At 70.9% G+C, this 16,033-nt stretch carries 5 protein-coding genes; 3 read left to right on the forward strand and 2 right to left on the reverse strand.

All coding sequences use genetic code 11. The features are described 5' to 3' along the window. Window positions 1-60: 60 nt before the first annotated feature. Together ACK1X7_RS44465 and ACK1X7_RS44470 are read right to left on the reverse strand one after the other, a co-directional pair. Window positions 61-669, reverse strand: coding sequence for a TetR/AcrR family transcriptional regulator (locus ACK1X7_RS44465; RefSeq protein ID WP_385147447.1), 609 nt, complete (start codon window positions 667-669; stop codon window positions 61-63). Between the two features lie 160 nt (window positions 670-829). Beyond that, entirely contained in the window at window positions 830-2,044 is a 1,215-nt protein-coding gene (locus ACK1X7_RS44470; RefSeq protein ID WP_398159583.1) for a cytochrome P450, read from the reverse strand. Window positions 2,045-2,516: 472 nt separating this feature from the next. Between ACK1X7_RS44470 and ACK1X7_RS44475 the strand changes: the two genes are divergently transcribed. The 3 genes from ACK1X7_RS44475 (at window position 2,517) to ACK1X7_RS44485 (ending at window position 16,003) form a co-directional block, all read left to right on the forward strand. Next, complete coding sequence (locus ACK1X7_RS44475) at window positions 2,517-3,611, forward strand: cytochrome P450 (protein ID WP_398159584.1); 1,095 nt, start codon at window positions 2,517-2,519, stop codon at window positions 3,609-3,611. 79 nt (window positions 3,612-3,690) lie between these two features. Then, entirely contained in the window at window positions 3,691-3,897 is a 207-nt protein-coding gene (locus tag ACK1X7_RS44480) for a ferredoxin (RefSeq protein ID WP_413116630.1), read from the forward strand. A gap of 256 nt (window positions 3,898-4,153) precedes the next feature. Next, window positions 4,154-16,003: an SDR family NAD(P)-dependent oxidoreductase gene (locus tag ACK1X7_RS44485; RefSeq protein WP_413116631.1), complete on the forward strand. Its 11,850-nt coding sequence runs from the start codon at window positions 4,154-4,156 to the stop codon at window positions 16,001-16,003. The last annotated feature ends 30 nt before the right edge of the window (window positions 16,004-16,033 follow it).

Consider the following 16,033-nt stretch of genomic DNA (forward strand, 5'->3'; position numbering starts at 1 on the left):
GACGAGGCCGTCACCCCCGTGTCGTCGCGCCGTCTCCACGCACGTGGGGAAGACCCGCGGTCACAGGGGGCCGAGCAGGCCGTTGGTGAGTCCGCACAGCGCCTTGATCAGATCCTGGCCGAGCACCCGCCAGGATTCCTCCGCCGTGGCGGGGTCGATGCGGCCGTTCGCCAGGTCGTACTCCAGCTCGGCGAAGGCGTGCACGGAGAGCTGGCGCACCATGGTGCCGTGCCGGGCCCGGAGTTCGGGGCGGATGCCATCGCGGCGGATGGCACCTATCTCGTCCAGCAGGCGGAGCGACGGAGTGTCCAGATGGTCCTGGAGGACGTAGTCGCGCAGCGCGGGCTCGACGAGGGCCTGGGCGAGGAAGCGGGCACACCATGTGGGAGTGCCCGCTTCGATGTGGTTCTCGACGTTCGGCAGGATCAGGCAGCCGTAGTGCTCCTCCAGGGACACGGTCTTCCGCTCGCGCAGCGCCTCCACCATCACGATGCGGTGTTTCTCCACGACCCGGGTGTGGCTCGAGAGAATCGTCTCGATGAGCCCGTCCCGGCTCTCGAAGTGGTACTGCACCGCTGAGTTGTTGCGCTGGCCGGCCGCCTCGCTGATCTGCCTGACCGATACGTTCGCGAACCCGCGCTCGGCGTAGAGCCGTTCTGCGGTGCGCATCAGTTTGTCCCGCGCGAGCGCGGAGCGCGGAGAGGGCGGGGCAGCCGGGCCCGGAGGAGTCATCCCGTCAGGCTAATGGCACCGGTCAGGCTTGCCCCGGGGGCCGGCACACCCCGGCCGTGCGCGCGGCGCCGCTCGCCCACCGTGCCGCCGCGGACCGTCACCAGGTGACCCACAGGTCCTCGAAGCCGCCCGCCGAGATCCCCTCGCGCATGCGGAGGTCTTCCGGGGCGTCCCGCAGCCGCAGTTCGGGCAGATGCCTGACGAAGGTGGCCAGGCACACCTGGAGTTCCACCCGGGCCAGCGTCTGGCCGACGCAGAAATGCGGTCCGGCGCCGAAGGCGACGTGCTGGGCGCTGTTCTCCCGGCGCGGATCGAACCGGTCGGGGTCGGGGAACTTGCGCTCGTCCCGGTTGGCGGCGTGCAGATTGACGAACAGGGTGCTCCCGGCGCCCACCGGCACCCCGCTGACCTCCGTGTCCTCGGTGATGAACCGGGGGATGCCCACCCCGCCGAGGGCGTCCAGCCGCAGGGCCTCCTCCACCACTCCCGGTACCAGCCCGGGATCGGCCAGCAGGGTTTCGTAGCGCTCCCGCTCCGACAGCAGCATCGCAGTCATCTTGAGGATCATGTTCGAGGTGGTCTCGTGCCCCGCGAGCAGGAGACCCACCGCGGTGGCGATCAGTTCGTCGTGGCTGAGCCGGCCGTCCTGGCTGTCGGTGATCTGGGTCAGCTCGCTCAGCAGGTCATCACCCGGTCGCGCCCGCTTGCGCTCGACGAGATCCGATGCGTAGGCACGGAACTCCGCCTGCGCCACGTCCACTTCGGCCTGGGTGTAACGCGTCAGCGTCAGCAGGGTTTCCGACCAGCGCGCGAACTTGTCCTGGTCCTCGCTCGGCGCCCCCAGCAGTGCGCAGATGACCCGCACGGGAAGGGGGAGGGCCACCGCCGCGCGGAGATCCGCGGGTGACCCCTTGGCCACCATCGCGCCCACCAACTCATCCGCCATCTCCTGGATACGCGGGCGCCACGCCTCCATCTTCTTCACCGTGAACGCCCGGCTGAGCAGCCGTCGCCACCTCCGGTGTCCCGGGCCCTCCTTGATGTCCGCGTCACCCAGGGAGGGCCGGCTGAACGTCCCCCCGTCCTCGGTGGTCGACATGCGGGCGGCGCCCTCGCGGGCGAGATTGCGGCTGAACCGCGGGTCGGTCAGCAGCCCACGGACCTCCTCGTACCCGGTCAGCAGGCCGACCACATCGCCACTGGGCATCCGTACGTGGGCCACCGGGCAGGTGGCCCGGGTCTCGGCCCATTCCCGCGGGGGCTCCAGCGCGTTCGGCTGCTCGAAGGGGTAGTCGGGGATGACGTCCGTCATGGGGGGACTCCTCCGGTGTCGGGGACCTGTGATCACGGTAAGGCGGTCGTCTTATTAAGACAATCGCCTTAGACGGGTTGGCCGACATTCGACCCGGGTCGGTTGGGGTTGGACCGAGCGCACCCGGGGAAGGGGGGTAGAGGGTGGTCGGGCCGCACGCTCAGACGTGGCGGCAGGCGCGGTGAGTTCGCCGACCCGGACGGGGTCAACAGCTTCCGCCTTTGTCTAAGGAAATTTGCAGACGTTGTCTGCGGGGGCCTTTCGGTGCGCTGTCGGGCCGACGGCGAAGCTAGCATCGACTTCGAGCCAGCCGGTGTAGCCGCCGACGACCTCGATACACGGATGTGAAATCGATGGAGGAGTCTTGGTCGACGCCCCGCACCCCCCTGTGTCATTGCCCACCAAGCGGAGCTGCCCCTTCGATCCTCCGGACGGCTACACCCCCCTGCGCGCGCAGGAGCGGATAACGCGCATGAGTTACCCGGCCGGGTCGCCGGGGTGGCTTATCACGCGTCACGCCGAGGCGAAGGAACTCCTCACCCATAAGAGCTTCAGTGCGCGTCAGGAAGGGCTGACCCCTCCGGTCCCCACGGAACTGCAATACGACGGTGTCCCGGCCGACCCCGGTGCCTTCGCGAAGACGGACGACCCGATCCACGGCCGGTATCGCAAGCTGCTCACCGGCTTTTTCACGGTCCGTCGTACGCGTCAGCTCGCGCCCATGATCGAGCGAATCGTGCATGAACAACTCGACGATCTGGAAAAGGCCGGGCCGGGTGCCGATCTGGTCGAGGTCTTCACCGAATCCGCGCCCTCCCGGGTGATGTGCGCGATGATCGGCGTCCCCGAATCGGAGCGGAAGACCCTCCAGCGGCACGTCGAGACGCTCGGACGACTCACCTGCACCGAGCCCGAGGCGCTCGCCGCCGTGTCCGGGATGAGCGGATTCCTGTCCCGCTTCATACCGGCCAGGATGGACGATCCCCGGGACGACCTCCTCGGTGACCTGATCCGCGGCGGGCAGCTCACCGAGCAGGAGCTCATGGGCATGGCCGCCACGCTGATCACCGGGGCCTTCGACACCACGGGCAACATGCTCGCCATGGGTGTCTTCACCCTGCTCGAGCACCCCGACCAACTGGCCAGGCTGCGCGAGGACCCGGAGCTGATGGCGGGTGCCGTCGAGGAGCTCCTCCGCTTCCTCACCATCTCCCACCTCGGGGCCAGCCGGTGGGCGCTCGAAGACGTCGAGTTCGCGGGACAGGCCATCAAGAAGGGCGAAGTGGTCACCGTCGCCCTCTCCGCCGTCAACCGCGACCCCGAGCGCTACAGCAACCCTGACCAGCTCGACATCGCCCGTACGGACCACGGGCACCTGGCGCTCGGCCACGGCGTGCACCAGTGTCTCGGCCAGCACCTCGCCCGCACGATCCTGCGCGTCGGCTACGAGGCCCTGTTCGACCGGTTCCCCACGCTGCGGCTGGCCGTACCGGCCGATGAGATCCCGATGCGTGACGACTGCGTGCACTACGGCCCCAAGTCGCTTCCCGTCACCTGGGACGACTGAACGAGCCCGGATTCCTGAGCCGGCCACTCCGCGAGTGGCCGGCTCATCATCCCGAACGACAAGGTAGGACTGAGACCCGATGAGGATCACCGCCGACCGTGAGGTGTGCTGTGCGGCGGGCCAGTGCGCGCTGATCGCGCCTGACCTGTTCGACCAGAGCGATGAGGACGGCGCCGTCGTCCTGCTCGAAGCACAGCCCGACGCCGGACGGCTGGACACCCTGCGCGAGGTCGTATCCCGTTGCCCAACCGGTGCGATCCGCATCGAAGAAGACCCTGGCGCGTGAAAACGGCGGGTCGGATCAAAGCGCGAACAGCGGCGGAGAACGCGTGGTGGCACGCGATGCACGGCCGGTGAAACATTGGTGAAATCAAATCCCGCGAACATGCCCGCGAGCGTTAACCCAGCCTGCGCGGGTTTCTAGGGTTTCCCTTACGGGTGCGGGGCTAGTGTGGCCGGTGTCCGTCTGGCAAGGCGTGTTTTGAAAAATCTCAGGGCCGTTGCGCTCTCCAGCGAACGACGCGTTAAGTGTGGAGTTTCCGATGCCTGCTGCATCCAACCAGAACAAAGCTGTTGAAGCGCTGCGCAAGTCGTTCAAGGAAATCGAGCGGCTCAAGCGTCAGAACCGCCAGCTCATCAGTTCTGCAACCGAGCCCCTTGCCATCATCGGTATGGCCTGCCGATTTCCGGGTGGAGTGAATTCCCCCGAGGCACTGTGGCGTCTGGTCGCCGATGGAGCGGATGCGATCTCCCCCTTCCCCACAAACCGCGGCTGGGACGTGGAGGGGATCTACGACCCGGACCCGGAGCGTCCGGGTACCAGTTACGTACGCGAAGGCGGCTTCCTCCACGACGCGGACCAATTCGACTCGGCGTTTTTCGGAATCTCACCCCGCGAGGCCCTCGCCATGGACCCCCAGCAGCGGCTGCTGCTGGAGACCTCATGGGAGGTGTTCGAACGGGCGGGCATCGACCCCGCGTCACTGCGTGGCAGCCAGACGGGCGTCTTCACCGGCGCCATGCATACCACTTACGCGTCCGAGGCCGCGCAGATACCGGACGAGATCGAGCCGTACCTCCACAACGGCGCCACCACCAGCATCGCCTCGGGCCGTGTCTCCTATACCTTCGGCTTCGAAGGCCCCGCGCTGACCGTGGACACCGCCTGCTCATCGGCGCTGGTCGCCCTGCACCTGGCCGCGCAGGCGCTGCGTCAGGGCGAGTGCTCCATGGCGCTGGTCGGCGGTGCGACCGTCATGGTGAGCCCCAAGGGCTTCGTCACCTTCAGCCGCCAGCGCGGACTGGCCCCCGACGGCCGGTGCAAGGCGTTCGCCGACGGCGCCGACGGCACCACCTGGTCCGAGGGCATCGGTGTGCTGCTGGTGGAACGGCTGTCCGACGCGCGGCGCAACGGCCACCAGATACTGGCGGTGGTACGCGGCTCCGCCGTGAACCAGGACGGCGCCAGCAACGGTCTGACCGCCCCCAACGGCCCGTCACAGCGCCGCGTGATCCGGCAGGCGCTGGAGAACTGTGAGCTGACCCCCAGCCAGATCGACGTGGTCGAGGCGCACGGTACGGGCACGACGCTGGGCGACCCGATCGAGGCGCAGGCGCTGCTGGCGACGTATGGCCAGGACCGGCCCGAGGGCCGCCCGTTGTGGCTGGGCTCGCTGAAGTCGAACCTCGGCCATACGCAGGCCGCCGCCGGTGTGGCCGGCGTCATCAAGATGGTGATGGCGATGCGGCACGGCGTCCTGCCGAAGACGCTGCATGTCGACGCTCCCTCGAGCCATGTGGACTGGTCCGAGGGCCAGGTCGAGCTGTTGACCGAGGCGAGGGCATGGCCGGAGACCGGGGAGCCGCGCAGGGTCGGTGTGTCCTCGTTCGGCGTGAGCGGGACGAACGCGCATGTGATCCTGGAGCAGGCCCCGGAGGCCGAGACCGAGGCGGAGACTGCCGAGGAGCCCGCTGACGGTGGCGTCGCGGGGGTCGCTGGCCCGGTGGCGTGGGTGGTCTCCGGCAAGACCGACACCGCGTTGCGGGTGCAGGCCGGGCGGCTGCGGGAGTTCGTGGCGGAGCGTCCGGAGCTGGGCGCCGCCGATGTGGCGCTCTCGCTGGCGACGACCAGGTTCGCCTTCGAACAGCGCGCCGTGGTGACCGGGACCAGCCGTGCGGAACTCCTCGAGCGCCTGGAGGCGGTGGCCGAGGGCGCGAAGCTCCCCGGTGTGGTCTGGGGGAAGGACGCCGAAACGCCTGGCCGTTCGGTGTTCGTGTTCCCGGGGCAGGGTGCGCAGTGGGTGGGCATGGCGGTGGGGCTGCTGGAGTCCTCGCCGGTGTTCGCGGAGGGGATCGGTGAGTGTGAGTCGGCGCTGTCGGCTCATGTGGACTGGTCGCTGACGGATGTGCTGCGTGGTGCCGAGGGCGCTCCCGGTTTCGACCGGGTCGATGTGGTGCAGCCGGTGCTCTTCGCGGTGATGGTGTCGCTGGCGAAGCTGTGGCGTTCGACGGGTGTGGAGCCGGACGCCGTGATGGGTCACAGTCAGGGCGAGATCGCCGCCGCGTGTGTGGCGGGTGCGCTGTCGCTGGAGGACGCCGCGAAGGTGGTGGCCCTGCGGTCGCAGGCCATTGCGAGGGGTCTGGCGGGCCGTGGCGGCATGGTGTCGGTCGGGCTTCCGGCGGACCAGGTGGAGGAGCGTCTCGCCCGGTGGGGTGGCGCGATCTCGGTGGCGGCGGTGAACGGCCCCGGGTCGGTTGTGGTGTCCGGTGACCCGGGTGCGCTGGATGAGATGGTCGCGGAGCTGGAGGGCGAGGAGGTGCGGGTCCGCCGGGTTCCGGTGGACTACGCGTCGCACTCGGCGCATGTGGAGGGAATCCGCGAGGAGCTGCTGAAGGTCCTGGCGGACATCGCGCCGCGCTCCTCGGACGTCCCGTTCTACTCGACCGTGTCCGGTGAACTGGTGGACACCGCCGGGCTGGACGCCGAGTACTGGTACCGCAACCTGCGGCAGACCGTCGAGCTGGAGTCCACGACGCGCACCCTGCTCGATGAGGGTCACACCGTGTTCATCGAGGTGAGCCCGCATCCGGTGCTGACCCTGCCGGTGCAGCAGACGGTGGAGGCCGCCGAGTCGCGGGCGGTGGTCCTGGGGACTCTGCGGCGTGATGAGGGCGGACCTGAGCGGTTCCTGACCTCCGCCGCCGAACTGCACGTCAGCGGGGCGAGCGTCGACTGGCGGAAGGTGTTCGAAGGACACCGCCCCCGCCGCGTGGAACTGCCGACCTACGCCTTCCAGCACGAGCGCTTCTGGCTCGACGCACCCGCGGGTATGGGCGACGTGGGCTCGGTGGGGTTGGGTTCGCTGGGGCATCCGTTGCTGGGTGCGGTGGTGTCGCTGGCGAGCGGCGGCGGGGTGCTGCTGAGCGGGCGGCTGTCGTTGGCCACGCACGGCTGGCTGGCGGATCACGCCGTGCACGGGGTGATGCTGCTGCCGGGGACGGCGTTCGTGGAGTTGGTGGTACGGGCGGGCGACCAGGTCGGGGCCGGCCGCGTTGAGGAACTGGTCCTGGAAGCGCCGCTGATCGTGCCCGAGAAGGGTGGCGTACACCTTCAGGTCGAGGTGGGGGAGGCGGACGCTTCCGGCTTCCGCGAGGTGAGTGTGTTCTCGCGGGAGGAAGCGGAGGGCGAGGGCGCCGCATGGGTGCGGCATGCCCATGGTGTGGTCGGCTCGGCCGCGCCCGTCTCCGGCACCCAGTTCGACTTCGGTGTGTGGCCTCCGGCGGGGGCCGAGCCGGTCGATGTGTCCGGTGAGTATGTGCGGGCGGCGGAGAACGGGTTGGAGTACGGGCCCGTCTTCCAGGGGCTGAAGCAGGCGTGGCGCCGTGGCGACGAGGTGTTCGCGGAGGTCGAGCTTCCGGAGGAGGAGCGGGACCGGGCGGGTCAGTTCGGTTTGCATCCGGCGCTGTTCGACGCGGCGCTGCACGCGATGGGTGTGAGCGAGAGCCTGTCGGGCGGTTCGGGGAGCCGGCTGCCGTTCTCATGGCGCGGGTTCGCCCTGGAGGCGGTGGGCGCGACATCGCTGCGGGTACGGCTGGCGTCGGCGGGTGCCGGGTCGGACGCGGTGTCGGTGCTGGTGGGGGACGAGTCCGGGCGGGTGGTGGCGTCGGTCGAGTCGCTGGTGCTGCGTCCGGTCGATGCGGATCAACTGAAGGCCGTGGGCGGGGCGGCGCGGGAGGCGCTGTTCCGGGTCGAGTGGGTGGATGCGCCCCAGGCCGTGGCGGTGGGTGAGATCGCGCCGAGGACCGAGGTGGTGCGGGTCGTCTCCGGCGGTGCGGATGTGGTGGGGGAGACGTATGGGCGTGTGTTTGAGGTTGTGGAGCGGGTGCAGGCGTGGCTGGCCGACGAGGACCTCGCCGGTGAGCGGCTGGTGGTGGTGACCCGGGGCGCTGTTGACGCGGGTGAGGGTGTGGAGGATCTGGCGGGGGCCGCGGTGTGGGGTCTGGTGCGGTCCGCGCAGTCGGAGAACCCCGGGCGTCTGGTGCTGGTGGACACCGATGATGTGGACGGGGTGGCTGGTGTTCTTCCCGGGCTGCTGGCTCGGGGTGAGGAGCAGTTGGTGGTGCGGTCGGGTGCGGTGCGGATGCCGCGCCTGGGCCGGGTGCTGCCCTCGGGTGCGGCTCCGGAGTCGGGTGGGTTCGGCCCGGGTGCCGTTCTGGTCACCGGTGGTACGGGTGTTCTGGGTGGTGTGGTGGCCCGGCATCTGGTGGCCCGGCATGGTGTCGAGAAGCTGGTGCTGATGTCCCGCCGTGGTGCGGAGGCCGAGGGCGCGGCCGAGCTGCGGGCCGAGTTGGAGACCGCCGGCGCCGAGGTGGTGATCGCGGCGTGTGACGCCGCGGACCGTGAGGCCCTGGCCGGGGTGTTGTCGGGGTTGCCCGAGGGGTTCGCGCTGAGTGGTGTGGTGCATGCGGCGGGTGTGCTCGATGACGGGCTGCTGACGTCGCTGACCCGCGAGCGGGTTGCGCCGGTGTTGCGCGCCAAGGTGGACGCGGCATGGAATCTGCATGAGCTGACCGCGGGGATGGACCTGTCGGCGTTCGTACTGTTCTCCTCGGCCACTGGTGTGCTGGGTGGCGCGGGGCAGAGCAATTACGCGGCGGCGAACGTGTTCCTGGACGGTCTGGCGTCCTGGCGCCGGGCCCAGGGGCTGCCGGGTGTGTCGATGGCGTGGGGCCTGTGGGCCGAGGCCAGCGGCATGACCGGACACCTCGGCGAGGAGGACATCCAGCGGATATCCCGCTCGGGCGTGGTGCCACTGGCCACGGACGAGGGGCTCGAGCTGTTCGACGCGGCTCTGGTCTCGGACGCGGTCGTACCGGTTCTCTTCCGGCTGGACATCCCGGCGCTACGTGCGCAGGGCGCCGAACTCCCCGCCCTCTTCCGCAACGTCGTACCGGGGATGACCGTCCGGCGTGCCGCGGGCGCCGGAGACACCGACGTGGACGACATTGCCGCCCGCCTGCGGCGACGACTGCTCAGCATGTCCGAGGCGGAACAGGAGCAGTTCCTGCTCGAGGGGCTGATCCGCATCCAGGTGGCGGCCGCCCTGGGACACGCGAAGTCGGACACCGTGGAGGTGGGACGGCCCTTCAAGGAGCTGGGCTTCGACTCCCTCACCGCCGTGGAGTTGCGGAACCGCCTCAGTGCCGAAACCGGGCTGCGCCTCCCGGCGACACTCGTCTTCGACTACCCGAACCCGACCGTACTGGCGGGCTATCTGCGCTCGGAGATCCTCGGATCCCAGGGCACGGCCACCACGGCACCGGCGGCGGGCCGATCGATCAACGCCCCGTCGGGCACGGACGACGACCCGATCGCGATCGTGGCCATGAGCTGCCGCTTCCCCGGCGGGGTGCGGACCCCCGAGGAGCTGTGGCAACTCGTGATGGCGGGCACCGACGCCACGTCGTCGCTCCCGTCCAACCGTGGCTGGGACCTCGAGTCGGCCTACCACCCCGACCCCTCGCATGAGGGCACGTACTACGCCCGCAACGGTGGCTTCCTCTACGAGGCCGACCAGTTCGACCCGGAGTTCTTCGGGATCTCGCCGCGCGAGGCGCTGTCGATGGACCCGCAGCAGCGACTGCTGCTGGAGACGTCGTGGGAGGCGTTCGAGCGGGCCGGTATCGCTCCCGAGACGGCGAAGGGGAGCCGGACCGGCGTCTTCGTCGGTGTGGTCTACAACGACTACGGCACCCGACTGCAAGGACACTCTCCCGAAGGCATCGAGGGCTACCTCGGCATCGGCAGCGCGGGCAGCGTGGCCTCGGGCCGTATCTCCTACACCCTGGGCCTCGAGGGTCCCGCCGTGACGGTGGACACCGCGTGCTCGTCGTCACTGGTCGCACTGCACCTGGCGGTCCAGGCGCTGCGCCAGGGCGAATGCGATATGGCGCTGGCCGGTGGTGCCACCGTGATGTCCACGCAGCTCGGGCTGGTGGACTTCAGCCGTCAGCGCGCGCTGTCCGTGGACGGCAAGTGCAAGGCGTTCAGCGATGCCGCCGACGGCTTCGGATTCGCCGAGGGCGTCGGCCTGCTGCTCGTGGAGCGGCTGTCGGACGCCCAGCGCAACGGGCATGAGGTGCTGGCCCTCGTCCGGGGTACGGCGACCAACCAGGACGGTGCGTCCAACGGACTGACCGCCCCGAACGGCCCCTCTCAGCAGCGGGTGATCCGCGCCGCGCTGGCCAACGCCCGGCTGTCGGCCACCGAGGTGGACGCGGTCGAGGCACATGGCACCGGCACCAAGCTGGGCGATCCCATCGAGGCCCAGGCCGTGCTGGCCACCTACGGCCAGGACCGGCCCGCGGACCAGCCGCTGTGGCTCGGCTCGGTGAAGTCGAACATCGGCCATGCGCAGGCGGCGGCCGGTGTGGCCGGTGTCATCAAGATGGTCATGGCGATGCGGCACGGCGCGCTGCCGAAGTCGCTGCACATCGATGAGCCGTCGCCGCATGTGGACTGGTCCGCGGGCGGGGTGAGCCTGCTGACGGACGACATGCCCTGGCCGGAGACGGGACGGCCGCGGCGCGCGGGAGTCTCCTCCTTCGGGATGAGTGGCACCAATGCCCACGCCGTGCTGGAACAGGCTCCGCTGGACGACGCTGCCGGTCCCGCCGCCGATGACGACGTCCAGGCCGTGGAACCGCCGGAGATCACGCCGTGGGTGATCTCCGGACGGTCGGACACCGCCGTCGAGGCACAGGCGGAGCGGCTGCTGGCCCATGTGCGTGAGCGCCGAGAGTTCTCGCCCGCCGATATCGGGCTGTCGTTGGCGACCACGCGCAGTGTGTTCGAACACCGCGCGGTGGTGCTGGCGGGCGACGGCGACGGCCTCCTGAACGGCCTGGGCGCGTTGGCCGAGGGGAATGTGGCACCCGGTGTGGTACGGGGCATGGCCACCGCCCGCGACCAGGCCGTGCTTGTCTTCCCCGGTCAGGGGTCGCAGTGGGTGGGGATGGCGGCAGAGCTCCTGGAGTCCTCCCCGGCGTTCGCGGAGCGGATCGGGGAGTGCGCGGCGGCGTTGGCGCCGTTCGTGGACTGGCCGCTCGCGGAGGTGCTGCGGGGTGGCGAAGGCAGCGCGGAGGCGCTGGAGCGGGTGGATGTGGTCCAGCCGGTGCTGTGGGCGGTGATGGTGTCGCTGGCCGAGCTGTGGCGCTCCTACGGTGTGGAGCCCGCGGCGGTCATCGGTCACTCCCAGGGTGAGATCGCTGCCGCGTGTGTGGCGGGTGCGCTGTCGCTGGAGGATGCCGCGAAGGTGGTGGCGCTGCGCAGCCAGGCGCTGCGGGCGCTGTCCGGGCGCGGTGGCATGGTGTCGGTGTCGCTGCCCGTGGACTCGGTGCGGGAGCGGCTCGAGGCGTGGGGTGAGCGGCTGTCGGTGGCGGCGGTGAACGGGCCCTCGGCGGTCGTGGTCTCCGGCGACGCCGACGCGTTGGACGAACTGCTCGGCGCATGCGAGGGCGAGGGGATCCGGGCGCGGCGCGTCCCGGTGGACTACGCCTCCCACTGCGCTCACGTCGAGGCCATCGAGGACGAGCTTCAGCGGATCCTCGCGGGAATCACCCCGCGCTCGTCGTCGGTGCCGTTCTATTCGACGGTGACCGGCGGGGTGCTGGACACCACGGAGATGGACGCCGGGTACTGGTACCGGAATCTGCGGCAGACGGTGCGCTTCGACGAGACCGTCCGTGTTCTGCTGACCGATGGCTTCCAGGTGTTCATCGAGGCCAGTGCCCATCCGGTGCTCACCATGGGGGTGGAGCAGACGGCCGAGGACCACGGCACCCGCGTCACCGCCGTGGGTTCGCTGCGCCGTGAGGAAGGCGGCCTGGACCGGTTTATGACGTCTCTGGCCGAGGCGTATGTGGGCGGTCTGTCCGTCGACTGGGCGGGCGTGTTCGCCGGAACGGCGGCCAGGCGCGTTGCTCTGCCGACGTATGCCTTCCAGCGTGCGCGCTTCTGGCTCGACCCCGAAGCGGGCGACGCCGCTGATGTGTCTTCGGCGGGGCTGGACTCGGCCGGGCATCCGTTGCTCGGTGCCGCCGTGCCGCTGCCCGACTCCGACGGGTTCCTGCTGACCGGCCGGCTGTCGCTGCGTACGCATCCCTGGCTGGCCGACCATGCGGTGCTGGGCCGGGTCATCCTGCCCGGTACGGCGTTTGTCGAGTTGGCGTCGCGGGCCGGTGACGCGGTCGGTTGTGACCGGCTGGAGGAGCTGACGCTGGAGGCGCCCCTGGTGCTGCCCGAGGAGGGGGCGGTCCGGACGCAGCTCATGGTGAGCGGGCCGGGGCCGGACGGGCGGCGTGAGGTCAGTGTCTATTCCCGTCGTGATGGCGGCCCTGAGGCGTCCTGGACGTGCCATGCGAAGGGCGTGCTGACCCTGGCATCCGCAGCCGACGGGACAGCGGGTCCGGTGGACCTGAGCGCATGGCCGCCGGCGGGGGCGGAGGCGGTCGAGACCGCGGGCTTCTACGAGGACGTGGCGGCCACCGGGCTGGCGTACGGGCCGGTGTTCCAGGGGCTGCGTGCCGTCTGGCGCAAGGGTGACGAGGTCTTCGCGGAGGTGGCGCTGCCGGAGGAGTCGCGGGCGGAGGCGGCCCGGTTCGGGCTGCACCCCGCGCTGCTCGACACGGCGCTGCACGCCTGGCTGGTGTCCGCCGCCGCGGAGAGCGAGGGAGGCTCGGGCGGGATCCGGCTGCCGTTCCTGTGGAGCGGTGTGTCGCTGTACGCCACCGGCGCGACCTCCCTGCGCGTACGACTGACCCGCACGGGCGCCGATGGGATGTCGGTGCTGGTGGCGGATGCCGCAGGTACGCCGGTGGCGTCGGCGGACGCGCTGGTCACCCGGCCGGTCTCGGAAGCGCAACTGGCGTCGTCCGCCGAGGACGGCGAGTCGCTCTACCGGGTGGAGTGGGTCGCGGCGTCCACTGCCGCCCCCGTCCCCGCGACGGACCGGTGTGCCGTGGCCGGGCCCGATGTCTTCGGCCTGGCCCGGGCGTTGAAGGCGGCCGACGGGTCGGTGGAGGAACACGCCGACCTGGCTGCTCTCGCGGCGCATGTGGCGTCCGGCGCTCCGCTGCCGAACCTGGTGTTCGTGACCGTCTCCTCCGCCCCCGGCGAGGACGTCGTTCCGGCGACGCGGGCGGTGGCCCACCAGACCCTGGACATGGTGCGGACATGGCTGGCGGAGGACCGGTTCGCCGAGGCGCGGCTGGTGCTCGTGACCCGGGGCGCGATGGCGACCGAGGACGGTGTGGACCCGCGTGACCTGGCGGCGGCCCCGGTGTGGGGGCTGGTGCGGTCGGCGCAGGCCGAGAATCCGGACCGGTTCGTCCTGCTGGACGTGGACGGCGCCGAGGAGTCGTCGGCCCTGGTGCACCAGGCGGTGTCCACCGGGGAACCGCAGGTCGCGGTGCGCGGCGCCGAGATGCTGGTGCCGCGTCTGGCCTCCGGTGCCGCGAGGGGTGTGCTGACGCCGCCGGCCGATGCGGAGGCATGGCGGCTGGAGGCGTCCGGAACGGGCACCCTGGAGGGGCTCGCGCTGGCCACGGCCACGGACGCCACCGAGGAACTCGGCGAGCACGAGGTGCGGGTCGCGGTGCGTGCCACGGGCCTGAACTTCCGCGATGTCCTGATCTCGCTCGGCATGTATCCGGGTGAGGCCATGATGGGTGGCGAGGGGGCCGGTGTGGTCGTGGCCGCCGGTCCCGGTGTGACCTCCCTCGCCGTCGGCGACCGCGTGATGGGGCTGTGGGAGGGCGGTTTCGGGCCGTTGGCCGTGGTCGACCACCGCACCCTGGTGCGGATCCCGAACGGCTGGTCCTTCACCGAGGCCGCCTCCGTCCCGGTCGTGTTCGTGACGGCTTTGTACGCGTTGCGGGAACTGGCGGGCCTCCGGCGCGGTGAGTCGCTGCTGGTCCACGCCGCGGCCGGTGGTGTGGGAATCGCGGCGGTGCAGTTGGCGCGGGCCTGGGACTGCGAGGTGTTCGCGACCGCGAGCGAGGCCAAGTGGGATGTGCTGCGCGGTCTCGGGCTGGACGAGGCGCATATCGCCTCGTCGCGGACGCTGGAGTTCGAGGAGCGGTTCAAGGACTCCTCGGCCGGTCGTGGTGTGGATGTGGTCCTGGACTCCCTGGCCGGTGAGTTCGTGGACGCGTCGCTGCGGCTGCTGGGCGAGGGCGGCCGGTTCATCGAGATGGGCAAGACGGATGTGCGGTCCGCCGACGAGGTGGCGGCGGCCCATCCGGGCGTGCTGTACCGGGCGTTCGACCTGGCGGAGGCGGGCCCCGAGCGCATCGGGGAGATGCTCGCCGAGATCGTGGCCCTCTTCGAGCGAGGCGAACTGCGGCCGCTGCCCACCCGGGTGTGGGATGTGCGCAGGTCCCCCGAGGCGTTCCGGTTCATGAGCCAGGCCCGCCACGTGGGCAAGCTGGTGCTGAGCGTTCCGGCCGCGCTGGACCCGGAGGGCACCGTACTGATCACCGGCGCCGGAGGCGTCCTGGGCGGACTGGTCGCCCGGCATCTGGTTGCGGAGCACGGCATCCGCCGGCTGCTGCTGGTCAGCCGCCGTGGCCGCGCCGCCGAGAGCATGACGGCGCTCGAAACGGAGCTGACGGCCCTGGGGGCCTCGGTCGACATCGCCGCCTGCGATGTCGCCGACCGCGACGCGCTGGCCGATCTGCTGGCGGGGCTGCCCGATGACGGACACGGTCTGACCGGTGTGGTCCATGCCGCGGGCCTCCTGGACGACGGCACGGTGACCTCGCTGACACCGGAGCGGCTGGACGCGGTGCTGCGGGCCAAGGTCGACGGGGCGTGGCATCTGCATGAGCTGACGCGCCGTTTCGATGTGGCCATGTTCGCCCTGTTCTCCTCGGCCGCCGGTGTCCTGGGGTCCGCGGGCCAGGCCAACTACGCCGCCGCCAACACATTCCTGGACGGACTGGCGCAGCGGCGCCGGGCCATGGGCCTGCCCGGAGTGTCGCTGGCCTGGGGTATGTGGGCCGAGCGCAGCGGGATGACCGGACACCTCGCCGAGGCGGACCTCTCCCGTATGACACGCGGCGGACTGGTGCCGTTCTCCTCCGAGGAGGGGTTGCGGCTGTTCGACACGGCCGGGCGGCTGGCCGAAGGCGTGGTGGTGCCCGCGCGGCTCGACCTCGGCCACCTGGCGGCCACCGCCGACACCACCCCCGTGTCGCCGTTGCTCAGCGGGCTCGTACGGCGGCCCGTGGTGTCCCGGCGTGCCTCGGCCCAGGACGAGTCCGGTTCGCAGGAGGCGCCGCTGGTGCGGCGGCTCGCCGGGCTCGGCCAGGGGGAGCGGCAGCGGACGCTGCTGCGGCTGGTCCAGGAACACGCCGCCACCGTCCTCGGCCATGGGTCGGCGTCGGCGGTGGACACCGATCGTGGCTTCCTGGAGCTGGGCTTCGACTCGCTCACCGCGGTCGAGCTGCGCAACCGGCTGAACGCGGCCACCGGGCTGCGGCTGCCCGCGACCCTCATCTTCGACTACCCGACCCCCGCCGCGCTGGCCGCACATCTGAACGCGGAGATCGCCCCCGTGGCGGCGGACGACCCGACGGACGTGGCCACCGAACTCGACCGGCTGGAAGCGGCGTTGCTCGGCACCGGCACGGCGGCCGACGACGACACCCGGGCCATGGTGGCCGGCCGGTTGAAGCGTCTGCTGTCCCACTGGGACGGCGGCCGTGGCGGCCCGGCGCCGGATGGCCCGACCACCGATTCCGGCGATGCCCAGGATGTCGCCGAACATCTGGAGACGGCGGAGGCCGACGAGCTCTTCGCCTTCATCGACCAGGAGTTCGGGACGTCGTGATCCGATCAGCGGCCGCCACCACGGCGCACC

It is taken from the genome of Streptomyces sp. CY-1 (genome assembly GCF_047218265.1).
Classification (GTDB): Bacteria; Actinomycetota; Actinomycetes; order Streptomycetales; family Streptomycetaceae; genus Streptomyces; species Streptomyces niphimycinicus.

Bases quoted from the DNA above. Each gene is read 5' to 3' on its own strand.
- ACK1X7_RS44485 (WP_413116631.1), top strand. From the start codon at position 4,154: ATGCCTGCTGCATCCAACCAGAACAAAGCTGTTGAAGCGCTGCGCAAG.
- ACK1X7_RS44470 (WP_398159583.1), bottom strand. From the start codon at position 2,044: ATGACGGACGTCATCCCCGACTACCCCTTCGAGCAGCCGAACGCGCTG.
- ACK1X7_RS44465 (WP_385147447.1), bottom strand. From the start codon at position 669: ATGCGCACCGCAGAACGGCTCTACGCCGAGCGCGGGTTCGCGAACGTA.
- ACK1X7_RS44480 (WP_413116630.1), top strand. From the start codon at position 3,691: ATGAGGATCACCGCCGACCGTGAGGTGTGCTGTGCGGCGGGCCAGTGC.
- ACK1X7_RS44475 (WP_398159584.1), top strand. From the start codon at position 2,517: ATGAGTTACCCGGCCGGGTCGCCGGGGTGGCTTATCACGCGTCACGCC.